The 23,658-nt window shown below is 72.1% G+C and carries 24 protein-coding genes; 14 read left to right on the top strand and 10 right to left on the bottom strand.

From position 1 onward, the window contains the following. Positions 1-22 precede the first annotated feature (22 nt). Positions 23-997 carry an ArsR/SmtB family transcription factor gene (locus ACL06G_RS02330; RefSeq protein WP_412784986.1) on the bottom strand — a complete coding sequence of 325 codons (975 nt, stop codon included), beginning with the start codon at positions 995-997 and terminating at the stop codon, positions 23-25. Between the two features lie 56 nt (positions 998-1,053). Here ACL06G_RS02330 and ACL06G_RS02325 point away from each other — a divergent pair, with 56 nt between their 5' ends. Next, a complete protein-coding gene (locus ACL06G_RS02325; protein ID WP_412835285.1) occupies positions 1,054-2,589 on the top strand; it encodes an MFS transporter in 1,536 nt (511 codons plus the stop codon). Then, positions 2,507-2,827, top strand: coding sequence for a cyclic nucleotide-binding domain-containing protein (locus tag ACL06G_RS02320; protein WP_412784984.1), 321 nt, complete (start codon positions 2,507-2,509; stop codon positions 2,825-2,827). The genes ACL06G_RS02325 and ACL06G_RS02320 overlap by 83 nt, the downstream gene beginning before the upstream one ends. A gap of 53 nt (positions 2,828-2,880) precedes the next feature. Here ACL06G_RS02320 and ACL06G_RS02315 read toward each other — a convergent pair whose 3' ends face one another. The 7 genes from ACL06G_RS02315 to ACL06G_RS02285 form a co-directional block, all read right to left on the bottom strand. Beyond that, a complete protein-coding gene (locus ACL06G_RS02315) occupies positions 2,881-3,027 on the bottom strand; it encodes a hypothetical protein (protein ID WP_412784983.1) in 147 nt (48 codons plus the stop codon). Between the two features lie 51 nt (positions 3,028-3,078). After that, positions 3,079-3,285, bottom strand: a complete 207-nt coding sequence (locus ACL06G_RS02310; RefSeq protein WP_412784982.1) for a hypothetical protein — start codon at positions 3,283-3,285, stop codon at positions 3,079-3,081. Between the two features lie 55 nt (positions 3,286-3,340). Then, positions 3,341-3,931: a DUF5947 family protein gene (locus tag ACL06G_RS02305; protein WP_412784981.1), complete on the bottom strand. Its 591-nt coding sequence runs from the start codon at positions 3,929-3,931 to the stop codon at positions 3,341-3,343. Then, complete coding sequence (locus ACL06G_RS02300) at positions 3,928-4,476, bottom strand: NifU-related iron-sulfur-binding protein (RefSeq protein WP_412784980.1); 549 nt, start codon at positions 4,474-4,476, stop codon at positions 3,928-3,930. Before ACL06G_RS02300 ends, ACL06G_RS02305 begins: the two co-directional genes overlap by 4 nt. After that, positions 4,469-6,268: a nickel-dependent hydrogenase large subunit gene (locus ACL06G_RS02295; protein WP_412784979.1), complete on the bottom strand. Its 1,800-nt coding sequence runs from the start codon at positions 6,266-6,268 to the stop codon at positions 4,469-4,471. The genes ACL06G_RS02300 and ACL06G_RS02295 overlap by 8 nt, the downstream gene beginning before the upstream one ends. Positions 6,269-6,364: 96 nt before the next feature. Further along, positions 6,365-7,441, bottom strand: coding sequence for an NADH-quinone oxidoreductase subunit B family protein (locus ACL06G_RS02290; protein ID WP_412784978.1), 1,077 nt, complete (start codon positions 7,439-7,441; stop codon positions 6,365-6,367). A gap of 73 nt (positions 7,442-7,514) precedes the next feature. Next, on the bottom strand, positions 7,515-8,648 hold the full coding sequence (locus tag ACL06G_RS02285; RefSeq protein ID WP_412784977.1) for a hypothetical protein: 1,134 nt from the start codon (positions 8,646-8,648) through the stop codon (positions 7,515-7,517). Positions 8,649-8,928: 280 nt separating this feature from the next. On the opposite strand from ACL06G_RS02285, the gene ACL06G_RS02280 reads away from it, so the two are divergent. The 6 genes from ACL06G_RS02280 (at position 8,929) to ACL06G_RS02255 (ending at position 16,006) form a co-directional block, all read left to right on the top strand. Further along, entirely contained in the window at positions 8,929-11,148 is a 2,220-nt protein-coding gene (locus ACL06G_RS02280) for an NADP-dependent isocitrate dehydrogenase (protein WP_412784976.1), read from the top strand. Positions 11,149-11,426: 278 nt separating this feature from the next. Then, positions 11,427-13,124 carry a sensor histidine kinase gene (locus ACL06G_RS02275; protein WP_412835284.1) on the top strand — a complete coding sequence of 566 codons (1,698 nt, stop codon included), beginning with the start codon at positions 11,427-11,429 and terminating at the stop codon, positions 13,122-13,124. A 141-nt stretch (positions 13,125-13,265) separates the two neighbouring features. After that, positions 13,266-13,685, top strand: a complete 420-nt coding sequence (locus ACL06G_RS02270) for a roadblock/LC7 domain-containing protein (protein WP_412785096.1) — start codon at positions 13,266-13,268, stop codon at positions 13,683-13,685. Then, a complete protein-coding gene (locus tag ACL06G_RS02265) occupies positions 13,682-14,041 on the top strand; it encodes a DUF742 domain-containing protein (protein WP_412784974.1) in 360 nt (119 codons plus the stop codon). The genes ACL06G_RS02270 and ACL06G_RS02265 overlap by 4 nt, the downstream gene beginning before the upstream one ends. Then, positions 14,022-14,699: a GTP-binding protein gene (locus tag ACL06G_RS02260; protein WP_412784973.1), complete on the top strand. Its 678-nt coding sequence runs from the start codon at positions 14,022-14,024 to the stop codon at positions 14,697-14,699. Before ACL06G_RS02265 ends, ACL06G_RS02260 begins: the two co-directional genes overlap by 20 nt. Beyond that, positions 14,696-16,006, top strand: a complete 1,311-nt coding sequence (locus tag ACL06G_RS02255) for a cytochrome P450 (protein WP_412784972.1) — start codon at positions 14,696-14,698, stop codon at positions 16,004-16,006. Before ACL06G_RS02260 ends, ACL06G_RS02255 begins: the two co-directional genes overlap by 4 nt. On the opposite strand, the gene ACL06G_RS02250 is transcribed toward ACL06G_RS02255, so the two are convergent. Further along, on the bottom strand, positions 15,987-17,222 hold the full coding sequence (locus ACL06G_RS02250; protein ID WP_412835343.1) for a cytochrome P450: 1,236 nt from the start codon (positions 17,220-17,222) through the stop codon (positions 15,987-15,989). The genes ACL06G_RS02255 and ACL06G_RS02250 overlap by 20 nt on opposite strands. Before the next feature lie 170 nt (positions 17,223-17,392). Then, a complete protein-coding gene (locus ACL06G_RS02245; protein WP_412784971.1) occupies positions 17,393-18,436 on the bottom strand; it encodes a zinc-dependent alcohol dehydrogenase family protein in 1,044 nt (347 codons plus the stop codon). Positions 18,437-18,648: 212 nt separating this feature from the next. On the opposite strand from ACL06G_RS02245, the gene ACL06G_RS02240 reads away from it, so the two are divergent. From ACL06G_RS02240 to mmuM, 6 genes are all read left to right on the top strand, one after another. Then, positions 18,649-19,536 (top strand): hypothetical protein, encoded by an 888-nt coding sequence (locus ACL06G_RS02240; RefSeq protein ID WP_412835283.1) that lies wholly within the window; start codon positions 18,649-18,651, stop codon positions 19,534-19,536. Positions 19,537-19,615: 79 nt separating this feature from the next. Then, positions 19,616-20,785, top strand: a complete 1,170-nt coding sequence (locus tag ACL06G_RS02235; RefSeq protein WP_412784969.1) for an AAA family ATPase — start codon at positions 19,616-19,618, stop codon at positions 20,783-20,785. 19 nt (positions 20,786-20,804) lie between these two features. Further along, positions 20,805-21,134: a nucleotide pyrophosphohydrolase gene (locus ACL06G_RS02230; RefSeq protein WP_412784968.1), complete on the top strand. Its 330-nt coding sequence runs from the start codon at positions 20,805-20,807 to the stop codon at positions 21,132-21,134. Between the two features lie 102 nt (positions 21,135-21,236). Further along, positions 21,237-21,695: a DUF6099 family protein gene (locus tag ACL06G_RS02225; protein WP_412835282.1), complete on the top strand. Its 459-nt coding sequence runs from the start codon at positions 21,237-21,239 to the stop codon at positions 21,693-21,695. Between the two features lie 31 nt (positions 21,696-21,726). After that, positions 21,727-22,650: an LLM class F420-dependent oxidoreductase gene (locus ACL06G_RS02220; protein ID WP_412784966.1), complete on the top strand. Its 924-nt coding sequence runs from the start codon at positions 21,727-21,729 to the stop codon at positions 22,648-22,650. Further along, positions 22,647-23,549, top strand: coding sequence for a homocysteine S-methyltransferase (gene mmuM, locus ACL06G_RS02215; protein WP_412784965.1), 903 nt, complete (start codon positions 22,647-22,649; stop codon positions 23,547-23,549). The genes ACL06G_RS02220 and mmuM overlap by 4 nt, the downstream gene beginning before the upstream one ends. Positions 23,550-23,658: the final 109 nt, after the last annotated feature.

Below are 23,658 nucleotides of genomic sequence, written 5' to 3'. Positions count from 1 at the left end.
GGGGCGCGCGTCGGACGCGGCGTCAGCCGCCCGCCACGAGCCGGTCGCCCAGGGCGCTGCGCCGGTAGAGCACCACCCGCCCGTCGCGCGCCCGCGTGACCAGGCCCGACGCGTGCAGCACCCGCAGGTGTTGCGACACGGCGCTCGGGGTGACCCGCAGCCGCCGGGCGATCTCCACGGTGGGCAGCGGTTCCGCGAGCAGTCGCAGCAGCCCGGCGCGGCGTGCGCCGAGGAGCCGCACCAGCGGGGTGTCGGCTGCCGCCGGGGGCGGCCCCCACAGCGTCGCCACGCCGCGGGCGGGGTACACCAGCCGTGGCGGCGCGTCCGGGCCGGCGGGCGGCGCCGGTTTGTGGGCGAACACGGACGGCAGGAGCAGTAGGCCCCGGCCCGCGGCCTCGACCCGGTGTCTGCTGATCATCCTGGAGATCCGCAGTTCGCCGTTGTCCCATCGCAGGTCGGGGTGCATGTCCGCGAACAGCAGTCGTGCTCCTCCCACGGCGAGCTGCCGCGCGCGATAGGTCATGTCGGCTTCGAGTACCAGCCGCATCCGGGCCCACAGGGGCTCGATCGCCACGTGCCAGTACTGCGCGAGCAGCGCGCAGAGCGTGTTGCGGAGCCGGGTGTCGTGGCCGTCGCCGAGAGCCTCGTCGAGCACCCGCGGCAGGGGATCGGGCGCGTGTGCGAGCAGCAGGTCGTGACGGATGCGCTCGGGGGACGTCCGGCGCACCGTGGCGAGTTGTTCGGAGAAGTCCGGTGCGAAGGCCGTCGGCTGCGGGGTGAGGAAGTCGGCGATCGTCCGGCGCCGTGCCACCAGGGAGGTGAGGAGTTCCGTGTCGAGAGTGCCGAGCGAGCCGATCACGTCCCGGCGCCAGGGGAGGTGCAGCGGTGAGAGCCCCGGGTCCCGCAGTACGCGCAGGCTCAGGAGCGTCTCGTGCATCGGCGAGACGGCGAACCGGGTGTCGGCCAGGTCCTCGACGCCCAGCACGAAGCTGATCATTGAGCGGCAGGCTACATCTCTTGGTGGGTGCCCGCCCTTCCGGTGCACTGCCGGTCATGACCTCATGCTTCGCCCGGGACGCGCCGGACCACCGTGACCGCGGGAGCGCCGGCGGCGGCGCACCGTCCGCGCCGAGCCGCCGCATGCTCCTGCTGCTGTCGGTCACCTGTGCCGTCGCGGTGGGCAACATCTACTTCCCGCAGGCCGTGGGCCCTTTGATCGCCGGCGGGCTGAACGTGCCGGGGGACGACGCCGCTCACGTGGTGACCGCCACGCAGATCGGCTACACCGCCGGCATGGTGCTGCTGGTCCCGCTCGGGGACCGCATCCCGCATCGCCGGTTCCTCGTGATCCTGCTGGCGCTCACCGGCGGGTGCCTGCTCCTCGCCGGCTGCGCGCCCGGCCTCCCGCCGCTCGTCGCCGCGTCCGGGCTCGTCGGTCTTGCCACGGTCGGCGCCCAGATCGTCGGTCCTCTCGCCGCGGGCATGGTCGCCCCCGACCGCCGCGGCGCGGTGCTCGGCACCCTGCTCAGCGGCTCGACCGGCGGGATGCTGCTGGCCCGCACCTTCAGCGGGACTCTCGGCGAGCGGTTCGGCTGGCGTGCCCCCTACCTGGTGGCGGCGCTCGCGGTGCTGCTCCTCGCGGCCGCCCTCGCCGCCACACTGCCGCGCACGTCCCCGGGCACGCGGGAGCGGTACGCCGTGCTGCTGACGGCGCCGCTGCGCCTGCTGCGCGCCGAACCGGAACTGCGCCGGTCCAGCTTCTACCAGGCCGCGGTCTTCGCGGGCTTCTCCGCGGTGTGGACGTGCCTGGCCCTGCTCCTGGACGGCCCGGTGTACGGGCTGGGGGCTCAGGCCGTGGGGGTGCTCGCCCTGGTGGGAGGGGCGACCATGCTGTGCACTCCGGTGGCGGGGCGTGCGGTCGACCGCCACGGCTCCGACCCGGTGAACCTGGTCTGCCTGCTCGGGGTTCTGCTCTCGGCTGCCGTGCTCGCTGCCGGCAGTCTCGGCGGCACGGTGGGTCTCACGGCGCTCACGCTCGGCACGCTGCTCCTCGATGTCTCGATGCAGTCCGGCATGGTGGCCAACCAGGCCCGGGTGTACGCCGTTTCGTCCACGGCCCGCAGCAGACTCAACACCGCGTACATGACCTGCGCGTACCTGGGCGGCAGCGCGGGGTCCTGGCTGGGTGTGCGGGTGTGGGGCCGGGCCGGCTGGACGGGCGTCTGCGTGCTGCTCGGGCTGCTCGCAGCGGCGGCGCTCGCCCGGCATGCCGGTGCCGTCGCACGGCGGAAGGCATGGTCACGGCGCAGCAGCGGGCGCATTCTGGAGGTATCCCGAGGCGAGGGGGCGGTCCGGAAGGGGCACCATCATGATCATGACGTCGACGAGCCTTCTCGACGTACTGCCGGAGGAGGGCCGCAACCAGTTGCTCGCGCTCGGCACGGAAGTGAGCTTCCCCGCGGGCGAGAGCCTGTTCAGGGAAGGGCAGCGGGCCGAACGGTTCTGGGTGGTCAGCACCGGTACCGTCACCCTGGACGTCCGGGTCCCCGGCCGCCGTCCGGCGACGGTCGAGACGTTGCGGACCGGTGACCTGGTCGGCTGGTCGTGGCTGACCCCGCCGTACACCTGGCACATGGGCGCCAGGGCCCGCGGGCCGGTCCGTGCCCTGGAGTTCGAGGCCGTCCGGGTGCGTGCGCTGTGCGAGGAGAACGCCGAGCTCGGCTGGGCGCTGGCCTGCCGGGTGATCGAGATCATCGGGCACCGCCTGCACCACACCCGCACCCGCCTCCTCGACCTGTACGGGCCGTACGCCACGAGCCCCGGCTGACGCACGCCCGGCGCCCACCCTTCACGGGCGGACGCCGGGCGGGGGCGGGCGCGTCACGCCGCGGCGCGAACGCCGGACGAGTTCCCCGCCATGCGCCAGATCTTGATTTCGCGGGCCAGGCCGGGCAGTTCCCGCAGGACGATGGTGACGACGATCCCACCTGCCAGCAGGGCCTGGGCCAGCAGTACTCGCTTGGCCATCCGGGACGCTCCTTCTTCTCGTGGTGGTGCCGGTGCCGTACCGCCGCGGTCTCAGCCGGGCGGCAGGTTCGGCATGGTCTCCGCGATCGCGTCGTGCTTCGTCCCGCCGATGCCGGTCGAGCGACGCGCGTCCGCCTTGCCCGAGGCGTGGTGCCCCGGCTGCTCCTCGTAGGGGCCTTCGTTGCCCTGGTGGATCCCTGCGACGTGCGACGGGGTGTCCGGCTCGACGTCGCTCCTGCCTACTCGTATCCGGCCCATCTCCTGCTCCTTCGGTGTCGGTGCGGGCCGCGGTCCGGCCCACGGGCGCCCCGGGTCAGCCGGTCTCGCGCAGCTCGGCGAAGAACCGGTCGATCTCCGGCCAGACCCGACTTCCCCCCGACAGCCCCCTCCACTCCCGCCGGACGACGGCGACCATCCGGTAGCAGTCGTCGAGCGGGACGATCCAGTGCTCCTCGCGTCCCCGCGCGGTGTTCACCAGCAGGGCCTCGACCTCCGGTTCCAGCGTGCCCAGCTGCGGCAGGCCCGCCACGACGTCCTGCCACTCCCGCGCCTCGATCTCCCAGCGCGCGGGACCGGCCGGGCTCGGATAGTGGGCGGTCACGCCGCCCGCCCTGCGCGGGACGAAGTACGCCAGGCCGACGGGCACGCCGAGTGCCTTCGTCGGGACCGGCTCCACGCGCACCCGGCGTTCGGGCATCAGCCGGAAGTGGCCCCTGCTCGCTGCCTCCTTGACGAAGAGCAGCGAGCAGGGACGGCAGGCGCAGAGCACCTCGTCCCGCTCGGTGTCGAGCAGGTGCCGGTGCTCCTGGAGGACGGGCACGCTGCACAGGTCGCAGCGCTCCGAGGCCCGTGCCCGCCGCTCTCCGGCGCGGCGGACCACCCGCTGCAGTGCGCCCGCGGTCATGCCGGTCCTCCGGCGCCCACGGAAGGGCGGGTGGTGAGCGTCGTCAGCGGTACGAACGCCGGATCGCGCTCCTCGGCCGCCGGTCTGACCTCGGAGAGTTCCGGGGCCACCGCCAGCACCGCGTCCCTGACCGCCTCGTGGAGGGAGTCCGTGGACGAGCCGCATCCCTTGGCCGTCAGCCGTACGTGCGCCACGCCGTCCTCGATGCCGAGGAGTTCGACGTCGCCGCCGCGTTCGGTGACGGCCGGACGCAGCCCTTCCACGACCCGTGCCACGCGGCGCTCCACCGGGTCGGGGTGCAGGTCGTGCAGCACCAGCAGGTGTGCGAGGAGCTCGTCGTCGGCGAACCGGCCGGCGGTGCCCGCGTCCACCAGGTCCAGGACGCGGGCCAGCGCCTCGCCGTACAGCTCGGTGAGGGTCTGCACCGCTTCGATCGCGGCGTCGGACGTCGGGCCCGGGACTCCTTCGACGCGTTCCAGCAGTTCGTCGGTCCGGGCCAGACGCTGCCCGACGGCGGCGTCGTCGAGCCGGTCCGGCTCAGCCATGTCCGCCTCCGAACGTCGGGGAGTGGACCCGCTTCACCTCGTTGCCCTTGCCGAGGTACATGTGGACCCCGCACGGCAGGCACGGGTCGAAGCTGCGCACGGTGCGCATGATGTCGACGCCCCTGAAGTCGTCCGGGCCGTTCTCCTCGAAGATCGGCTGCCCCTGCACCGCGTCCTCGTAGGGACCGGGTGTGCCGTAGCTGTCGCGGGGGCTGCCGTTCCACGGAGTCGGCGGGTAGGGGTGGTAGTTCGCGATCTTCTTGTCGCGGATCACCAGGTGGTGGGAGAGGACGCCGCGGACCGCCTCGTGGAAGCCGCAGCCGATGGCCTCGTCCGGCACCTCGAAGTCGTTGAAGACCTTGGTGTCGCCGCTCCGGACCAGGCCCTGGGCCTCCTCCAGGAACTGGAAGGCCATGGCGGCCGCGTAGGCGATGAAGTACGGCCTGGCGCGGTTGCGCTCCAGAGTGTTGCTCCACTTCGGGATCTTCCACTCCAGCGTCTGCTCCGGCAGGTTCGCGCTCTTGGGCAGCGAGATCTTCACGCTCCGGCCGGTGGCCTTGATGTACGGCGTGTCCACCAGGCCGTTGAGGGCCGTCGACCAGAGGCGGGCCAGCGGGCCGCCGCCGGTGTCCAGCGCGAGGTGCTCGCCGCTGCGGTCGTCGTACCAGCGGGGGCTCATGACCCAGCTGTAGTTGCCGTCGAAGCTGCGCTTCTGCGGTACGGGCACCGTGGTCTGGTTCCAGGGGTGGCGCATGTCGACGGGGTTGCCGAGCGGGTCGTGGGTGACGAACGGTTGCTCGTTCGTCCAGTCCTCGTAGAAGGAGCTGCCGAGCAGGATGCGCATCCCGAGGTTGATGTCGACGAGGTTGTTGGTGCGCAGTTCGCCGTCGACGACGATGCCCGGGGTGACGTACATCGCCTTGCCCCACTGGTTCATCGTCTCGTACCGGTAGTCGACGACGTCCGGGTTCTGCCACGAGCCCCAGCAGCCGAGCAGGATGCGGCGGCGGCCGACCTCCTCGTAGCCGGGCAGGGCCTCGTAGAAGAAGTCGAAGATGTCGTCGTTCATCGCCACGGACTGCTTGATGAAGTCGAGCACCGAGACGAGGCGGGTGAGGTAGTCGGTGAAGGTGTTGGGCTCCGGCATGGTGCCCACGCCGCCGGGATACAGCGTCGAGGGGTGGACGTGGCGCCCCTCCATGATGCAGAACATTTCCCGGGTGACGCGGCTGACCTTCAGCGCCTGCTTGTACACCTCGCCCTCGAAGGGGTTGAAGGCGCGCATGAGGTCGGCGATCGTGCGGTAGCCGTGGATCTCGGCGTTCGGTGCGGGGGTCTGTTCCGCCTTGGCCAGGACGCCGGGGTTGGTGTCCTTGACCATGGCCTCGCAGTAGTCGACGAACACCAGGTTGTCCTGGAAGATCGTGTGGTCGAACATGTACTCGGCTGCCTCGCCGAGGTTCGTGATCTGCTCGGCCAGCGGGGGAGGCTTCACGCCGTACGCCATCTGCTGCGCGTAGTTGGAGCAGGTGGTGTGGTTGTCGCCGCAGATGCCGCAGATGCGGCTGGTGATGAAGCCGGCGTCCCGCGGGTCCTTCCCCTTCATGAACACCGAGTACCCGCGGAACAGCGACGAGGTGCTGTGGCACTCGGCCACCTCGCGGTTCGCGAAGTCGATCTTCGTGTAGATGCCGAGGTTGCCGACGATCCGGGTGATCGGGTCCCACGCCATGTCCACCATCTGCGCGGGTTTGCGCTTTCCGGTCCCCGCCCGGGGCTCGGTTGCCGTCATGTCAGTTCCTTACTCTCTGCGTCGCGGAGCGGTGGTGTGCCGGTTGTGCGGTGGTGCGCTGCCCCGGCGGTGGGTCCGCCGGGGCCGGAGCCGGGGTCAGGAGCGCCAGCGCGGGTTGTAGCCGCTGGTCAGCTCCTCGCGGCGGTGACGCCACTTCGGTTCCTGGTTGACGACGGTGTTGGTGATGCCGCGCATCCGCCGGATGAAGGCGCCGTAGGGCCGGATGAGCATCGAGGACAGGCTGCCGCCGGGCGGCTCGTCCATGAACGGCATGAAGGCGTCGGGGAAGCCCGGCATCGTGCAGCCGATGCAGATTCCGCCCACGTTCGGGCAGCCGCCGATGCCGCCCATCCAGCCGCGCTTGGGGACGTTGCAGTTGACGACAGGGCCCCAGCAGCCCACCTTCACCTGGCACTTGGGGGAGTTGTAGTCCTTGGCGAAGTCGGCCTGCTCGTAGTAGGCGGCACGGTCGCAGCCCTCGTGCACCGTCTTCCCGAACAGCCACTGCGGCCGGAGCATGTCGTCCAGTGGAGGCGGCGGAGCGGCCCCGGCGGCGTGGTAGAGCAGCCAGGTCAGCGTCTCCATGAAGTTCTCGGGCTGGATGGGGCAGCCGGGCACGTTGACGATGGGCAGTCCGGCCTGCGAGCGGTAGTCCCAGCCGAGGTAGTCGGCGAGGCCCATGGAGCCCGTCGGGTTGCCGGCCATCGCGTGGATGCCGCCATAGGTGGCGCAGGTGCCGGCCGCGACCACGGCCCAGGCGTGCGGGGACAGGTGGTCGAGCCACCAGTTGAGCGGGAGCGGTTCCCCGGTCACCTCGTCGTTGCCGAACGAGGTCCAGTAGCCGTCCCCGTCGATGATGTTCTGGTTCGGGATCGACCCCTCGATCACGAGCACGAAGGGGCGCGGTGCCTCGCCGCGCGCGGCCGCGCGGAAGGGGGCGAGGTACTCCTCGCCCCCGAGGGTCGGGGACAGCACCTTGTTGTGGAGGTTGACCTTCGGCAGGCCGGGGATGAGGCCCAGCGCCACGTCCTCGATGGAGGGCTGGTCCGAAGCCGTCATCGAGACGGTGTCGCCGTCGCAGCTCATGCCCTCGGAGATCCAGAGGATGTCGACCTCGTCGACGCCCTGCTTCTCCGTGGAACTGCCTGCTTCCTCGCGTGCCTGTGTGGTCATATCCTCGGCCTCCCTTGCAGCCGGTGGGGGTGACGGTCCTGTACGGGGGCGGGGGCCCGATGGCCGGTGGGGGTCAGCGCCATCCGGACTCCTTCTCCTCGGCGGGGGTGCGGGGCTCGGTGGGAGCGGTCGCCGGGCGCAGCGAGCGGATGGTGCCGTGGAGCCGGGCGAAGACCTCCGGCGGCATCGCGTCGACGCGGTCGAGGATGTCGGCCGCTCTCCGGTCGGTGGCGCGTGCCTCGCGCTTCTCCTCGTCGGTGAGCAGCAGGGTCCGCAGCGAGAGGATTTCGTCGATCTCCGCGGCGTCGTGCAGGTCGCCGGGGCTCTCGGGTGCCACCTGCGGGTGGTCGGAGAGGATGATCGGTGAGGAGAACAGCAGGTCCGCGGTGCCGGGGTCGCCCGCGAGCACCGGGAAGGTGTGGATGTTGCGGCATTCCGGTGCGAGCGGGGCGGCCCAGTCCGGCGGGTCGGTCAGGGACGCGAAGGCGATGCCGCGTCCGCCCAGGAAGGTGTGCGTGGAGATGAGGGCGTGCCGCAGCGCCTCCTCGCGGGGCGTGCCCGGGCCCACCGAGGTGTCGGTGTTCTCGGTGCGGACCCGCAGCCGGACCGCGCTGCCGTCGATCCGTTCGGCCGAGAGGGTCGTCGTCGCCAGGAGGCGGTGGCGCTCGCGGACGAGGCGTGCGGTGCCGCCGGGGAGTTCCTCGGTCTCCGTGCCGCCCGGAGCGTGGAGGGAGAAGTTGTGGTTCGCGCGCAGCAGTTCGGCCAGCGGAACGGACAGCTCGCTCTCGCGCGGTACGGCTTCGTCGAACGGCAGGTGGACCTCACCGGCGACCTCGAGCGAGTCCGCGGAGACCCAGCGGCCGTCGGCCTCCCGTTGTTCGACGCGGCGGTGCTGGAGGTGCAGGCACCGGACGCGTACGCGGAGTACGGCGTCCGCCGGGGCCCGGAGCAGGCACTCGGTCTGCTGGTACCAGGACTCGGTCGATCCGGCCACGGCCGGTGCGACGGGGCCGTCCGCCTCGATCCAGGGGCGGGGGGCGAGCAGGCCGAACTGCCAGCGCACCCGGTTCTTCGCGGAGGAGCGGCGGTAGGGGTAGAGGAGATAGCCCTCGTACAGCACCGCGTCGGCCACCGCGCGCACCCGCGCGAAGCCGTCCGGCGCGGCGGTCGCGCCGTCGGCTCTGTTGTCCTCCGTGGTGTGCGGCATGGGGGCTCCCGCTCGTCGGCATCAGGCCGCGGGGTCGGCGGCCGAGGGCGATGCATCGGCACCACGTTCGCACGATTTGTCGGCTTGCGCGCCTTTTATTCTCTACGGAGAGTCCACTCGTAGTAACCCTGTGCCACTGCTCACTCGAACGGGGTGGCGGTCCTCGACGGGTTCCCGGGCGGTTCCCCGGGGCCGGCGTCCAGGGTGTTTCGTGGGGCGGGCCGGGCACGAGATATCTTGATGTCGAGCAATGTTGCAGACGTGGAGCGGAGAGCACCCGGTGACTGACTCGACCATCATCTATACGCACACCGACGAGGCCCCGGCCCTGGCGACGTACTCGTTCCTGCCCGTGATCGAGGCCTACGCCTCGACCGCCGGGGTCCGTGTGGAGACCCGGGACATCTCGCTGGCGGGCCGGATCATCGCCCAGTTCCCGGAGCGCCTCGAAGAGGGTCAGCGCATCGAGGACGCCCTCGCCGAGCTCGGCGAACTTGCGAAGACCCCGCAGGCCAACATCATCAAGCTGCCCAACATCTCGGCCTCGATCCCGCAGCTCAAGGCCGCCGTGGCGGAGCTGCAGGAGCAGGGCTACGCGCTGCCGGACTACCCGGACGAGCCGAAGACCGACGAGGAGCGGGAGGTGCGTGCCCGCTACGACAAGGTCAAGGGCAGCGCCGTGAACCCCGTCCTGCGCGAGGGCAACTCCGACCGCCGTGCTCCGGCGTCCGTGAAGAACTACGCCAGGGCCAACCCGCACCGCATGGGTGCCTGGACCCCCGAGTCCCGGACCAACGTCGCCCACATGACCGGTGACGACTTCCGCTCCACCGAGAAGTCCGCGGTCGTGGAGGAGGCCGGCTCGCTGCGCATCGAGCTGCACGGCGACGACGGCAGCACCACCGTCCTGCGCGAGTCGGTCCCGGTGCAGGCGGGCGAGGTCGTCGACGCCTCCGTGATGCGGGTCGCCGCGCTCCGCGAGTTCCTCGCCGCGCAGGTCGCCCGCGCCAAGTCGGAGGGCGTGCTGTTCTCCGTGCACCTGAAGGCCACCATGATGAAGGTCTCCGACCCGATCATCTTCGGCCACGCGGTGCGGGCCTTCTTCCCGAAGACCTTCGCCGAGTACGGCCAGGCCCTCGCCGCCGCGGGCCTCACGCCCAACGACGGCCTCGGTGGCATCTACAAGGGTCTGGAGTCGCTGCCCGACGGCGAGAAGATCAAGGCGTCCTTCGACGCCGAGCTCGCCGAGGGGCCCGACCTGGCGATGGTCGACTCCCACCGCGGCATCTCCAACCTCCACGTGCCCAGCGACGTCATCATCGACGCCTCCATGCCGGCGATGATCCGTACCTCCGGACACATGTGGAACGCGGACGACCAGGAGCAGGACGCCCTGGCGGTGATCCCGGACAGCAGCTACGCCGACATCTACCAGGTCGTGATCGACGACTGCCGGGCGAACGGCGCCTTCGACCCCTCGACCATGGGCTCGGTGCCCAACGTGGGCCTGATGGCGCAGAAGGCCGAGGAGTACGGCAGCCACGACAAGACCTTCGAGGTCCCGACGACCGGCACCGTGCGCGTCGTGGACGCCGCCGGCACGGCCGTGCTCGAGCAGACGGTCAGCGCGGGCGACATCTTCCGCATGTGCCAGACCAAGGACGAGCCGATCCGCGACTGGGTGAAGCTCGCCGTGGCCCGGGCCCGCGAGACGGGCGACCCGGCCGTCTTCTGGCTGGACGGAAGCCGCGCCCACGACGCACGCCTCATCGAGAAGGTCAGGGCCTACCTGTCCGAGCACGACACCGAGGGCCTGCGGATCGAGATCATGGCCCCGGCCGAGGCCATGGCATTCTCCCTGGAGCGCATCCGCCGCGGCGAGAACACCATTTCCGTCACCGGCAACGTGCTGCGCGACTACCTGACCGACCTGTTCCCGATCCTCGAGCTGGGCACCAGTGCCAAGATGCTCTCGATCGTGCCGCTCATCAACGGCGGCGGCCTGTTCGAGACCGGCGCGGGCGGCTCCGCGCCCAAGCACGTCCAGCAGCTCGTCAAGGAGAACTACCTCCGCTGGGACAGCCTCGGTGAGTTCCTCGCCCTGTCGGTGAGCTTCGAGCACCTCGCCAGGACCACGGGCAACGCACGCGCCCAGGTCCTCGCCGACACCCTCGACCGCGCCACCGGCACCTTCCTCGAGGAGAACAAGTCCCCCAGCCGGCGCCTCGGCGGCATCGACAACCGCGGCAGCCACTTCTACCTGGCCCTCTACTGGGCCCAGGAGCTGGCGAAGCAGACCGAGGACACGCAACTGGCCGAGGCATTCGCCGGGCTCGCGCGGACGCTGACCGAGCAGGAGCAGACCATCGTCGACGAACTCGTCGCGGTGCAGGGCTCCCCGGCCGACATCGGCGGCTACTACCAGCCCGAGACGGCCAAGGCCGACGCCGTCATGCGCCCGTCGAAGACCCTCAACCAGGCGCTCACCACGCTCGGCTGACACCCGGCGGCACCCACGCCGCACCGCACACACCGGGCCCGGGGACGGCGGCTTCCAACCGCCCTCCCCGGGCCCTCGCGCGCCCGAGGGCAGATGCCTAACACGGAAATGCCTCCCGTGCGGGCGGTTTCCGGTGCAAGTCCCTCGTTGAGGGGACCCCGCCGCCGCTCCTCCCGGTCCCGCTCCGTCTCCGTGACTAGCGTCCGGTACGGCCGACGTCCCAGGGCGTCACCAGGCCGGCCACACCTGCCATGCACTCACGACCGAGGGACCGCGGAATGTCAGTGCCTGCCACGCCCCGATCGCGCCGGAACGCCGCCCGGACCCACCACTCACCCGCCGGGCCGCTGCTCCTGCTGCTGGTTGCGGCCGTCGTGGGAGCGGCGGCCACCGCTGTCGCCCCGCCCCCGGCCACAGGCTGGGTCCTCGCGGTCGTGGCGATCTTCTGGCCGTGTCTGGCAGCGGCCGTGATCGGCGGTGCGCTGCTGGCGCGGAACTCGCAGGCCGCCGCCGACACGGCCAGACGGGAAGCACGCACCGCCCAGCGGCACCTCACGCAACTGGCCTCGGAAACCGGGCAGCTGCTGCAGGTCACCCTCCCGGTCGTGCGGGACCGCCTCGGCGACGGCGCCGGGGCCGAGGAGATCCTGGCCGCCGTGTCGCAGCCCTCGGACCCGCAACTGCGGCGTCTGTTCCAGGCGTTCGTCGGCGAGATGTCCACCGCCGAACAGCGGGCCACCTCGGCGGCGGCCGCCGCCACCACGGCCCGCGTCCACCTGGAACAGGCCGCGGCGGACCTGGAGCGGCTGACCTCCGCCACCCTCCCGGCCGCTTTCGCGGGACTGCGCGGCGGGGCGTCCGCCGACACCGTCATGGTCGGTCTCGAACGGCCGCAGGACGGCAGGCTGCGTGCCCTTCTGGACACCCTGGTGAGGGAGTTCGCCACCAGTGAGCGCCGAGCAGCAGCGGCCCAGGGCGCCAGCGCCAAAGCCCTGAGCCGGGTGCAGGCCAAGGCGGTCAGCATGCTCGCCGACCTCCGGGAGATGCAGGACCGCCACGGGGAGGAGGTGTTCGGCGACCTCCTCCGTCTCGACCACAACACCTCGCAGCTCGGTCTGATGACCGACCGGCTGGCGCTGCTGATGGGCGGACGCACGTCCCGCTCCTGGAACAAGCCGATCAGGATGGAGAGCATCCTGCGCGGCGCCATGGGGCGCATCGCGGCCTACCAGCGGGTCCGCGTGCACTGCTCCAGCCGGGCCGCCGTCGCCGGCTTCGCGGCGGAGAGCGTCATGCACCTCCTCGCCGAACTCATGGACAACGCCGCCAACTTCTCACCCCCCATCGACGAGGTCCACGTCTACGTCGAGGAACGCAGCGCAGGCATCGTGGTGACGATCGAGGACAGCGGCCTCAAGATGGCCGACGCCGCGATGCGGCGCGCGGAGGAGGCCGTCTCCGGCAGGGTCACCGACCTCGCCGAACTTCAGGGGACCCGGCTCGGCCTCGCCGTCGTCGGCAGGATCGCCGCGAAGTACCGGATGAGTGTCAACTTCCGCCCCTCCTCCCGCGGCGGCACCGGAGTCGTGGTCCTCTTCCCGCCGCAGCTGCTCGCGCAGCGCCGTCCCGAGGTGCCCGAGCAGAGCCAGTGGCACGCCACGGACGGCACCCTCGCACCGGCCGAGCCGACCGGACTCCGGGCACCCGTGCCGGACAGCCCCCCGGCCGCGGCGCCGCCCGTCCCTTCCGTTCCGGTGCCCCAGCAGACGGACGAGTTGTCCACCCCCGGCGGACTGCCCGTCAGACGCCCCGGCCGCACCATGGCGGCCGCCGAACAGGAGCAGTTGATGCACGTCCGCTCCGCGCCGTCCGCCGTGCGCGCCGAGCGCTCGCCGGACGAGACCGGCGCACGCTTCGGAGCCTTCCACCGCGCACGGCGCTCGACGGGCGACGGCACGGACGAGTACACGGAGTAGGCCGGCCGGCGCCGCCACCCCGGCCGGCGCCGCCACCCCGACCGGGGCTCGGCGCCCCGACCGCTCGACACACCACGGAACGCGAGAAGGAGGCACGGGCCGGTGACCGGTTCCCGCAAGGACGTCCCGCCCCCACACACCATGCCGACGACCGACAACAGCCTCACCTGGCTCCTGGAGAAACTGCTGGAGCGCACGCCCGGCACCCGGAGCGCCCTGGTCCTCTCACGCGACGGCCTCAAGCTCTGCTGGAGCAGGCACCTGGGCCTCGACCAGGCGGACCAACTGGCAGCCATCTGCTCCGGAATCCAGGCGCTGGCCCAGGGGGCCTCGGTGGAGTTCGGCAACGGCAGCGGCGGTGTGCGGCATTCCATGACCGAGTTCCACGGCGGACTGCTCTTCATCGTGGAGGCGGGCGACGGCGCCCACCTGGCCGTCCTCGCCGACGACGGGGCCGATCCCGGCGTGGTCGGCCACCAGATGGGCGAACTCGTCGAGCAGATCGGCGAGCACCTGCGAGCCGAGCCGCGCATGCTCGCCGCGGAAGGCACCGTCTCGTGACGAGGCACCCCGTCGACGTCGGGGAACCGGACCGGCTGTACACCGTCACGGGCGGGCGCAGCCGTGCGGGCGACGACGTCTTCGACCTGGTGACGCTCATCGTGGGGGAGTGCGCTCCGACGCCCGACCTGCAGTCGGAGCACATCCGCATCCTGGAACTGTGCCGCCACCCCACGGCGGTGGTGGAGATCGCAGCCGAGCTCCGGCTCCCCGTGACCGTCGTGCGGATCCTCCTCGGCGATCTGCTGGCCACCGGCCGGATCTCGGCCCGCCGGCCACCGCCCGTACGGTCCGCCGCACCCGTCCCCGACACCGAGCTTCTGAAGGAGGTGCTCCATGGACTCCGCAGGCTCTGAGCCCACGGCCGACTCCGTGGCGACCATACCGGCGCAGCAGGTCCCCCCGACGACGGCCGCAGGGAGCCCCGATCGCGTGCCCCTGGCCGACGCGGCGGAGACCGGCCTGAAGATCGTCGTGGTGGGCGGATTCGGCGTCGGCAAGACCACACTCGTGCGCGCGGTCAGCGAGATCCGCCCCCTCAACACCGAGGAGGTGATGACCCAGGCGGGCGTCGGCGTCGACAGCACGAACGGGGTCGCCGCCAAGACCACGACCACGGTCGCCTTCGACTTCGGACGCATCTCCCTCAACGAACGCATGGTGCTCTACCTCTTCGGCGCCCCCGGCCAAGAGCGGTTCTGGTTCCTGTGGGACCGCCTCTTCACGGGCACTCTCGGCGCCGTGGTCCTCGTCGACACCCGCCGCATGAGCGAGTCCTGGTATGCCATCGACAGGCTCGAACACCACAGGACGCCGTTCGTGGTGGCCGTCAACCGTTTCGACGACGACACCTCCACCTTCTCGCTGGCGGAGATCCGCCAGGCTCTCTCGCTGCCGGAACACGTCGTCCTGATCGACTGCGACGCTCGGGTGCGGTCCTCCGGCAAGAACGTCCTGCTCACCCTCGTCAACCACCTGTACGACCTGGCCGAGGCCCGGGAGGCGACAACATGACGGACCTGACCGGTTCCACCGCCGAGCAGACCGACGCTCTCCGCGGTGCGGGCGGCGCACCCTCCGCGGGCGCCGTACCGCCGCCGAGCTGCCCCGCTCACGGCGGCCCGGTGCGGCTCTCCGGACTGGAGTACCAGCAGAAGCCCGCGGACCTGTACCGCGCCCTCCGCCGTGAACACGGCCCCATCGCTCCGGTGCTGCTCGAGGGCGACATCCCCGCCTGGCTGGTGCTCGGCTACCCCGAGGTCGGGTACGTCACCAGCCACGACGAGCTGTTCGCACGGGACTCGCGGAGATGGAACCAGTGGGACAGCATTCCGCCCGACTGGCCGCTGCTGCCGTTCGTCGGCTACCAGCCCTCGGTGCTGTTCACCGAAGGCGCGGAGCACCAGCGCCGTGCCGGGGTGATCACCGAAGCCCTGGAGTCCGTGGACCAGTTCGAACTCGGCCACGACTGCCGGCAGATCGCCGAACGCCTCATCGGGGGCTTCTCCGGCAGCGGCCGGGCGGAACTCATGAGTGCCTACGCCTACGCGGTGCCGATGCGCGCCGCAGTGCAGATGTGCGGTGTGCCGGCGGGCGCCGCCGATACCGAGGAACTGGTGCGCGATCTGCGTGTCTCGCTGGACGCAGGACCGGACGACGACCCGGTCGCCGCGTACACGCGGGTGGGGGAGCGGATCCAGCAACTGGTCGCGGACAAGCGGCGGCAGCCCGGGCCGGATGTCACCTCGCGGATGCTGCTGCACCCCGCCGGTCTCGGCGACGAGGAGGTCGTGCAGGACCTGATCACCGTGATCGCCGCGGCGCAGCAGCCCACCGCGAACTGGATCTGCAACACCCTGCGGCTGCTGCTGACCGACGACCGGTTCGCGCTGAACGTCTCCGGCGGACGCGTGAGCGTCGGGCAGGCCCTGAACGAGGTGCTGTGGCTGGACACGCCCACGCAGAACTTCATCGGCCGGTGGGCGGTCCGTGACACACAGCTCGGTGGGCGCCTGATCCGTGCCGGGGACTGCCTCGTGCTCGGGCTTGCGGCGGCCAACACCGATCCACAGATCTGGCCGGAGGGCCACGTGGGGGCCGAGAACTCCGCCCACCTCTCGTTCAGCAACGGCGAGCACCGCTGCCCCTACCCGGCCCCCCTGCTGGCGGACGTCATCGCGCGGACCGCGGTGGAGACCCTGCTGGAACTCCTCCCGGACGTGGTGCTCGACGTGCGTCCCGAGGAGCTGACATGGCGGCCCTCGGTCTGGATGCGGGGACTGCACTCCCTCCCGGTCCGGTTCACACCCCTCGCGCAGTGACGGGTGTGAACCGGACCGGCAGAGCGGACGGAGCGCGGGTGAACACGCCCCGTTCGGTGGGAGTGAAGCCCTCCTCCAGGCGGAGGTCCGGCATCGCGTCGAGGAGTTGACCGACGCCCGTCTCGACCTCCGCCTTGGCCAGCAGCGCACCGACGCAGAAGTGCCGCCCGAGAGCGAAGGCCAGGTGGTCGGCCGCGGCCGAGAAGGCCGTGGTGGTGGTGAGGTCCTCGCGGAAGATGTCGAACCGGTCCGGTTCGTGGTAGCGGTCCCCGTCGCGGTTGGCCGCCCCGATGAGGCAGGTGACGGTGGCGCCCGCGGGTATGGTGCCGCCGCTCAGCGTCACCTCCGTCGCGGACTGCCGCATGATCATGTGCACCGGGGGCGTGAGGCGCAGGGTCTCTGCGAAGGCCCGCGGGATCAGGCCGCGGTCCGCCCGGACCGCCTCCAACTGTTCCGGGTGCTGAAGCAGGTTGGCGAAAATGCTCGCCAGCGCCTTGTCGGTGGTCTCCCCGCCCGCCGCGAGCAGCAGGCTGCAGAACGCCTTGATGTCCTCGTCGCTCATCCGCACGCCGTCGACCTCCGCGGCGCACAGCACGGACAGCAGATCGTCCCCCGGGTTCTCCCGCCGCTCACGGATGATCGGGAACATGTACTCCGCGAACTCGACGCGGGTGCGTTCTCCCGCCGCCCCCACCTCGGGGTCGCCGGAGAGGTTGCCGAGGAAGTCGATGACCGTGGTGTACCAGCCGTGGAAGCGGTCGTGGTCCGCCTTGTCCAGGCCGAGCATGTCGGCGATCACGTTGACCGGGAAGCGGGTGGCGTAGGCGCCGACCAGATCGACCGAACCGGAGTCGCGGAAGGCGTCGATGAGCTCCCGGGAGTTGCGCTCGATGACGGGGAGGAACTGCTCCTCGAGGCTCCTGCCGCGGAAGGCCGGTGCAACGAGCGCACGCCGTACGGCGTGCTCCCGGCCCCCGAGCTGCAGGATGGTCCGGCCGTGCACCGGCTCGACCTGCCAGTTGTAGTTCTCGGTGGTGAACGCCGACTCCCGGTCCTTGAAGACCCGCTCGACGTCCACGTAGCGGGAGATCAAGTAGCTCTGCGTCGCCTCGTGCCAGATCAGCGGGGCGTGCTCCCGCATGGCGCGGTAGGCCGGGTACGGGTCGGCCGCGAACTCCGGCGACAGTATGTCGGGCACCTGCTCGGCTGTCGTCATCATGCCCCCTCGGGCGTCGGCGAACGGCGCCCCCAGGTTATTGATCGGGCGTCACGGTAAACACCCTCTCGTCCCGTTGGGCCGAGGGTGGCTCGAATCAGGTGCTTCGTTCCGGCCATGCCCGTTTCCGGGGTGGCGGGACGGGCTGCCCCGTCCCGCCACCCGTCGGCTCAGAGCGCGATCCGGACCTTGAGAGCCGACCGGTCGTCCATGGCGCGGTAGCCGTCCGGCACCTCGTCCAGGCCCACCGTCCGGTCGAAGACCGGACCCGGGTCGAGCGTGCCTGCCAGCACGTCGTTCAGCAGTTCCGGCATGTACGCCCGTGCGGGGGCGACCCCGCCGGCGAGGGCGACGTTGCGGCCGAACATCCGTCCGATGTCGACACCCGCGCTGCCGCCGTGCGGGACGCCGACGAAGCCGACCGCGCCGCCGTCGCGGGCGAGGGAGATCGCGGTGCGCATCGACTCCTGGGTGCCCACCGCCTCCAGGACCGCGTGGGCCCGTCCGCCGGAGGTCAGTTCCTCGACCGCGGCGACCGCCGCGTCGCCGCGTTCCGCCACGACGTCGGTGGCCCCGAACGACCGTGCCAGGTCGGTGCGGTCCTTGTGGCGGCCCATGGCGATGATGCGCTCCGCGCCCAGGCGGTGCGCGGCCAGCACGCCGCACAGCCCGACCGCGCCGTCCCCGACCACCGCGACCGTGGTGCCCGGACGGACCCGGGCGGCGACGGCCGCGTGGTGGCCGGTGCTCATCACGTCGGTGAGGGCCAGCAGTCCGGGCAGCAGGGCGTCGTCGCCCGCGGCGTCCTTCGGCAGCGGCACCAGGGTGCCGTCCGCGTACGGCACCCTGACGGCCTCACCCTGGCCGCCGTCGGAACCGACCTCGCCCCAGAAGCCGCCGTGCGGGCACGAGGTGTGGAGCCCGTCACGGCAGAACTCGCAGACACCGTCGGACCAGACGAAGGGCGCGGCGACGAAGTCCCCGGGCGCGAAGCCGGTGACCTCCGGGCCGGTCTCCTCCACGATGCCCACGAACTCGTGGCCGATGCGCTGGCCCTCCTCCCGCGGGGCCACGCCCCGGTACGCCCACAGGTCGCTGCCGCATATGCAGGAGTTGACCACGCGCACGACGGCGTCGGTCGGTCGCTGCACGCGGGGGTCGGGGACCTCCTGGATACGGATGTCGTTCGGGCCGTTGATCACGGTGGCGCGCACGAGGGGGCTCCTGACTGCGGGGAAACCGCGGGGGTAGGGGTGCGCCGACCAGCCTCGCCTCCCGCTCGACCGGTGTCCAATCGATCGAGCCGTCCGCCCGCCGGGCCCCGCGTTCCGCCCCGGCCGCCTCCGCCCCGACGGGGTGCGGGCGGCAGCACTATGCTGGCGCGGCCACTGCGCGACAGCGCAACGGAAACGGGAGGGGACAGTCGATGAGTGACCGGCGCATCCGGAAGATGCTGCAGGAAATGGCGGTCGGCGACGCGGTCATGGTGTCCAGCCCCATGGCATCCGTGAAGAAGGGGGCCGCGCTGGCGTTCGTCGCCGAGCAGTTCGGCTTCGCGTACGCGGGGGCGAAGCAGCACGGGCACCGCAATTCGCAGCTGTCGGTGCTGCTCGTGCGCGATCCGCGCCCGGAGGCCGTGCAGCGCGCGGCGGCGAACACCCGCCAGTACCCCCAGCCAGGAGCCGGGGGCGCCGTCCCGGGGCTGCAGCAGGGCACCCTCAAGGCGCTGCCCGAGGCGCAGCCTGCCGTCGATCTGCTGAAGGACCGCATCACCTACGACATCACCGGCAAGGGCGCCGAGAAGCGCATGCTGCTGGCCATGGCCGGGGCCGGCGTCGGGTGCCTGCTCGGAGCACTGGTCAAGGGAGACGGATCGCCCGAGGGCTTCGCCGTGTTCGGTCTCCTCGCGGTCGTGCTCTGCGGGGTGCTGGGCGCCGGCATCCTGGTGACCCGCTCCCGCAACAGCAAGGCGGAGCAGCGGCTGCGGGCCGCGGGTCTGCAGCAGGTGCGGGACGAGCAGGGGGTGACGCGCTACGCCTGGCCGGGGCTCCCGCTGCCCGGGCAGTCCGCGGTGCCGCAGCAGGCGCAGGCGCCTCAGCCCGGGCCGTACCCGCAGCAGCCGTACCCGCCGCAGCACGTGCAGGCGTACCAGCAGCCGGGGACCGCCCAGCCGTACCCGCCGCAGCAGGCGCCCCCGGCGTACGGGCAGCACCAGGCCCACGGGCAGCACCAGGCCCACGGACAGCACCAGGCCCACGGACAGCACCAGGCCCACGGGCAGCAGCAGTCCGGGCCGCAGCCGCCGCAGCAGTGACGGTGTCCGTCCTCCGATAGGGGGAAGGCGCAGCAGGCGGAACGGTTCGTCGGCCGGGACGCCCCGTAGCGTCGGGCGCATGGAGTCCTCCAACACGGCGTTCGTCACCGAACTGCGGCTTTCCTCCTTCCGCTCCCACCGGGGACGCGTGCTGCGCCTGACGCCGTTCACGCTGCTCACCGGACCCAGCGGCTCCGGCAAGTCCGCCGTGCTGGAGGCGTTCGGTGCGCTCGCCCGGCTGGGCAACGGCGACACGCTCCCCGAGGTGTTCGGCGCGGAGAGCGCGGGCGGGCCGGACGTGTACGTGCCGCACGACGCGGTTCCGGACGCCCAGCGCAGGCGTGGCTTCCGGCTCGGCTGCACCGTCGACGGGCCGTCCGGGCCGGTGCGGCTGGACCTGGCCGTGCAGGTCGAACCCGACCTGCGTGTCGCCGGGGAGCGCCTGTCCGCCGCGGACGGGCGGACGCTCATGTCGACCGCCCAGCGCGACCCGGGACGCCGGCAGGTCCAGGCGGAGTGGCACACGGCCGGGACGAGCCGGGTCACCCGGGCGCCGCTGCCCGACGACCGCCTGGCGACGGCCCTCCTGCCGCTGCGTATCGCCGGTACCACGGCGGCGCAGCGGGAGGTGCTGGCCGCCGTCGAACAGGTCGTCGTCGCCCTGCGGTCGGTGTTCCGCTGCGCGCCGCGCCCTGAGGCGATGCGCGCACCGGTGGATGTCTCCGACGGCATGCTCCGCCCGGACTGCGCCAACCTCGCGGCCGTGCTCCGGCGTACGCGGACCGAGTGCACCACCCGGCACGCCGCCCTGGTCGAGGCCGTCCGCGCGGGATGTTCCGGGCCGGTGGAGGGCCTGGCTGCGGTCGCGTGCGATCCGGGCCGGGTCCGGGCGGTGCTGGAGCGGGGGAGCGGTGAGCGGCCGCTGCCCGTGGAGTTGCTGGGGGACGGCGAGTTGCGGTACCTCGGGCTGGCCCTGGTGCTGTTGACCGGCCCCGGAGTGCTGCGGGTCGACCCGGTGGAGGAGCTGTTGCCGGCGCGTCAGGCGCTCGCGGTGCTCGCCGACGACCTGGACGGATTCCTGGACCGGCGGCAGTCCGCACGGCTGCTGGAGCTGGCCGCACGGATGTGCCGTCGGGGCCATATCCGGCTCCTGGGCGCCGTGCACGGGCCGGTGGACTCCTCACTCCCGGACGTCTCCCTGGTAGACCTGGGGCGTGAACGCATTCCCGAACAGGTCGCACGGTCATGAGCGCCGTCCGGAGCGTACGGTGCGTGCGCTTCAGGACCGGCTCGCGCGCTTCGCAGAGGTCCGCGCGTGGGGGCAGTACCACACGCCGAAGAACCTGGCCGCGGCCCTGACCGTCGAGGCTGGTGAACTCGTCGAGATCTTCCAGTGGTTGACTCCCGAGGAGTCTTCGCGGGTGATGTCGGACCCCGGGGCGGCCGCGCGCGTGGAGGACGAGGTCGCCGATGTCCTGGCCTATCTCCTGCAGTTCTGCGAAGTGCTCGGTGTGGATCCCCTCGCGGCCCTCGAAGCGAAGATCGACAGGAACGAGCAGCGTTTCCCCGCACCCGAAAACGGTGACGCTGTGGAGTGAGAGAGTCGCCCACCGTGTTCACTGGTCGGTTCCGGGGCTCCGGAGAGCGCACCGCGCCGTTCCCTGCCGCCCGGAGGGGGCGGCTGAGGGAGGCGGGGGCCTGTGGAAGCGTGCAGACTCATCCAGGACAGTCGGTCCGCGCTCCTGCGGGCGTCGTCCGCCGCCGACCTCGTGGCCGAGGCCCGGCAGGTGCAGGCTCTGGTGGAGGCGCTCGGTTCCCACGTGGCAGCGGCCGGCCCGCCGGCGCTGCGCGTGGAGGCCGCTCGGCTGAGCGAGGCCGGCATGCAGGGGTGCGCGCCGTCGTGCCGTCCGGGACGAGCGGGCGGGGGGTTCCGCGCGGTGCGGCTGACCCGGGTGGCAGACCTGCACACCGCCCTCGGGCACCTGTCGGTGCTGCTGGGCGAGACCGTCGCGGCTCTCGTGAGGGCGTCGGCCTCGGCGGAGCAGCCGGGGGCGTACTGGCAGGGCATCGAGGCGATCGATGCCGCTGACGAGTCCGCCGACCGCGTCGCCGCCGTGCTGCGTTGCCTGGCGCTGCCGGAACGGGGCCCGGCCGCCTGAGCGGCGCGGGAGCACCGTGCAGGATGGAGGCATGGATCTGCGCATCTTCACCGAGCCCCAGCAGGGCGCCGACTACGACACGCTCCTCGCCGTCGCCAAGGCGTCCGAGGACCTCGGGTTCGACGCGTTCTTCCGCTCCGACCACTATCTGGCCATGGGGGGCGCGGACGGCCTGCCCGGCCCGACCGACGCCTGGACCACTCTGGCCGGCCTCGCCCGCGAGACCAGCCGCATCCGGTTGGGCACGCTGATGAGCGCCGCCACCTTCCGGCTGCCCGGGCCGCTCGCCGTCCAGGTGGCCCAGGTCGACCAGATGTCCGGAGGGCGCGTCGAACTGGGTCTCGGGGCGGGCTGGTTCGAGGAGGAGCACCGCGCGTACGGCATTCCGTTCCCCGAGCGGAAACTCGCGCGGCTGGAGGAGCAGCTCGCGATCGTCACCGGACTCTGGGCGACGCCGGTGGGGGAGAGGTTCCACTACGCCGGCAGGTACTACCGGATCAGCGATTCCCCGGCGCTTCCCAAGCCGGTCCAGGGCCGCGTGCCGTTGCTGATGGGCGGGCTCGGCGAGAAGCGCACACCCCGCCTCGCGGCGCGGTACGCGGACGAGTTCAACCTCCCCTTCGTGTCCGCGCGGGAGAGCGCGCGCCGGTTCGCCCGGGTGCGGGAGGCGGCCGCGGAGGCGGGGCGCGACCCGGAGGAGTTGGTGTACTCCAATGCCTTGATCATCTGTGTCGGCAAGGACGAACCGGAGGTCGCGCGCCGTGCCGCGGCCATCGGGAGGGACGTCGCCGAACTGCGCGAGAACGGTCTGGCCGGTACGCCGGAAGAGGTCGTCGACCGGATCGGCCGCTACCGCGAGGCCGGGGCGTCGCGGCTGTACCTGCAGACCATGGACCTGTCCGACCTCGATCATCTGGAGCTGGTCTCGTCCCAAGTGATGAGCAGGCTGCCGTGACCCGTCCCGCGCTGCCGCTCGCCGACGCCCTGCAGCGGGGGACGGTCGTCCTGGACGGCGGATTGTCCAACCAGCTCGAGGCGCAGGGCTGCGGCCTCTCGGACGCGCTGTGGTCCGCTCGGCTGCTGGCGGACGCACCCGCGGAGATCACCGCCGCCCACCGGGCCTACGTCGACGCGGGAGCGCGGGTCCTCATCACCGCCGGGTACCAGGCGTCCTTCGAGGGTTTCGCCCGGCACGGCCGCAGCCGAGCCGAGGCGGAGGAGCTGTTCCGCCGCAGTGTCGCGCTGGCCCGCGAGGCCGCGGGCGATGTTCCGGTGCACGTGGCGGCGTCGGTCGGGCCGCTGGGGGCGGTCCGTGCCGACGGTGGCGAGTACCGCGGTCGCTACGGCCTGGGCGTGAAGGAACTGGAGCGCTTCCACCGCCCCCGCATCGCCGCGGTCGCCGAGGCCCGGCCGGACGTGCTGGCTCTGGAGACGGTTCCGGACGTCGACGAGGCGGAGGCTCTGCTGGCCGCCGCCGAGGGTTCCGGGTTGCCCGTCTGGCTCAGCTACACAGTCTCCGGCGACCGCACCCGGGCGGGGCAGCCGCTCCCGGAGGCGTTCGATCTCGTCGTCGGCCGTGACGAGGTGGTGGCTGTCGGCGTGAACTGCTGCACTCCGCAGGACGCCGAGCGTGCCGTCGGACTCGCCGCAGAGCGCACGGGCAAGCCCGTCGTGGTGTACCCGAACAGCGGGGAGGGCTGGGACGCGGTGCGCCGCCGGTGGGTGGGGCCGGGAGGGTTCGAGCCCCGCCGCGCGGCGGGTTGGGCGGCCCGTGGAGCGCGCCTCATCGGCGGGTGCTGCCGGGTGGGCCCCGACGGGATCGGTGAACTGGCGGCCTGTCTGCGGGAGGGCTGAGCGAGGGGGCAGTGCCGGTCGCCCCCGGTCGGGGCTGTCCGGTCGGGGCGCCGGTGGGTTGCGAGGTCCCGGTCTTTCGCGGAATTCCGTGCAGAGGAGCGGGCAGCGG

This window comes from Streptomyces callyspongiae, from assembly GCF_047200695.1.
Taxonomy (GTDB): Bacteria; Actinomycetota; Actinomycetes; order Streptomycetales; family Streptomycetaceae; genus Streptomyces.
Note: the sequence above shows the minus strand (reverse complement) of the source record. Positions and strands in the feature narration are given on the sequence as shown.

Coding starts and splice junctions, on each gene's coding strand:
- ACL06G_RS02275 (WP_412835284.1), top strand. CDS start 11,427: ATGTCAGTGCCTGCCACGCCCCGATCGCGCCGGAACGCCGCCCGGACC.
- ACL06G_RS02310 (WP_412784982.1), bottom strand. CDS start 3,285: ATGGGCCGGATACGAGTAGGCAGGAGCGACGTCGAGCCGGACACCCCG.
- ACL06G_RS02270 (WP_412785096.1), top strand. CDS start 13,266: ATGCCGACGACCGACAACAGCCTCACCTGGCTCCTGGAGAAACTGCTG.
- ACL06G_RS02240 (WP_412835283.1), top strand. CDS start 18,649: ATGAGTGACCGGCGCATCCGGAAGATGCTGCAGGAAATGGCGGTCGGC.
- ACL06G_RS02250 (WP_412835343.1), bottom strand. CDS start 17,222: ATGACGACAGCCGAGCAGGTGCCCGACATACTGTCGCCGGAGTTCGCG.
- ACL06G_RS02290 (WP_412784978.1), bottom strand. CDS start 7,441: ATGACCACACAGGCACGCGAGGAAGCAGGCAGTTCCACGGAGAAGCAG.
- ACL06G_RS02295 (WP_412784979.1), bottom strand. CDS start 6,268: ATGACGGCAACCGAGCCCCGGGCGGGGACCGGAAAGCGCAAACCCGCG.
- ACL06G_RS02300 (WP_412784980.1), bottom strand. CDS start 4,476: ATGGCTGAGCCGGACCGGCTCGACGACGCCGCCGTCGGGCAGCGTCTG.
- ACL06G_RS02315 (WP_412784983.1), bottom strand. CDS start 3,027: ATGGCCAAGCGAGTACTGCTGGCCCAGGCCCTGCTGGCAGGTGGGATC.
- ACL06G_RS02330 (WP_412784986.1), bottom strand. CDS start 997: ATGATCAGCTTCGTGCTGGGCGTCGAGGACCTGGCCGACACCCGGTTC.
- ACL06G_RS02260 (WP_412784973.1), top strand. CDS start 14,022: ATGGACTCCGCAGGCTCTGAGCCCACGGCCGACTCCGTGGCGACCATA.
- ACL06G_RS02305 (WP_412784981.1), bottom strand. CDS start 3,931: ATGACCGCGGGCGCACTGCAGCGGGTGGTCCGCCGCGCCGGAGAGCGG.
- ACL06G_RS02285 (WP_412784977.1), bottom strand. CDS start 8,648: ATGCCGCACACCACGGAGGACAACAGAGCCGACGGCGCGACCGCCGCG.
- ACL06G_RS02325 (WP_412835285.1), top strand. CDS start 1,054: ATGACCTCATGCTTCGCCCGGGACGCGCCGGACCACCGTGACCGCGGG.
- ACL06G_RS02255 (WP_412784972.1), top strand. CDS start 14,696: ATGACGGACCTGACCGGTTCCACCGCCGAGCAGACCGACGCTCTCCGC.
- ACL06G_RS02220 (WP_412784966.1), top strand. CDS start 21,727: ATGGATCTGCGCATCTTCACCGAGCCCCAGCAGGGCGCCGACTACGAC.
- ACL06G_RS02235 (WP_412784969.1), top strand. CDS start 19,616: ATGGAGTCCTCCAACACGGCGTTCGTCACCGAACTGCGGCTTTCCTCC.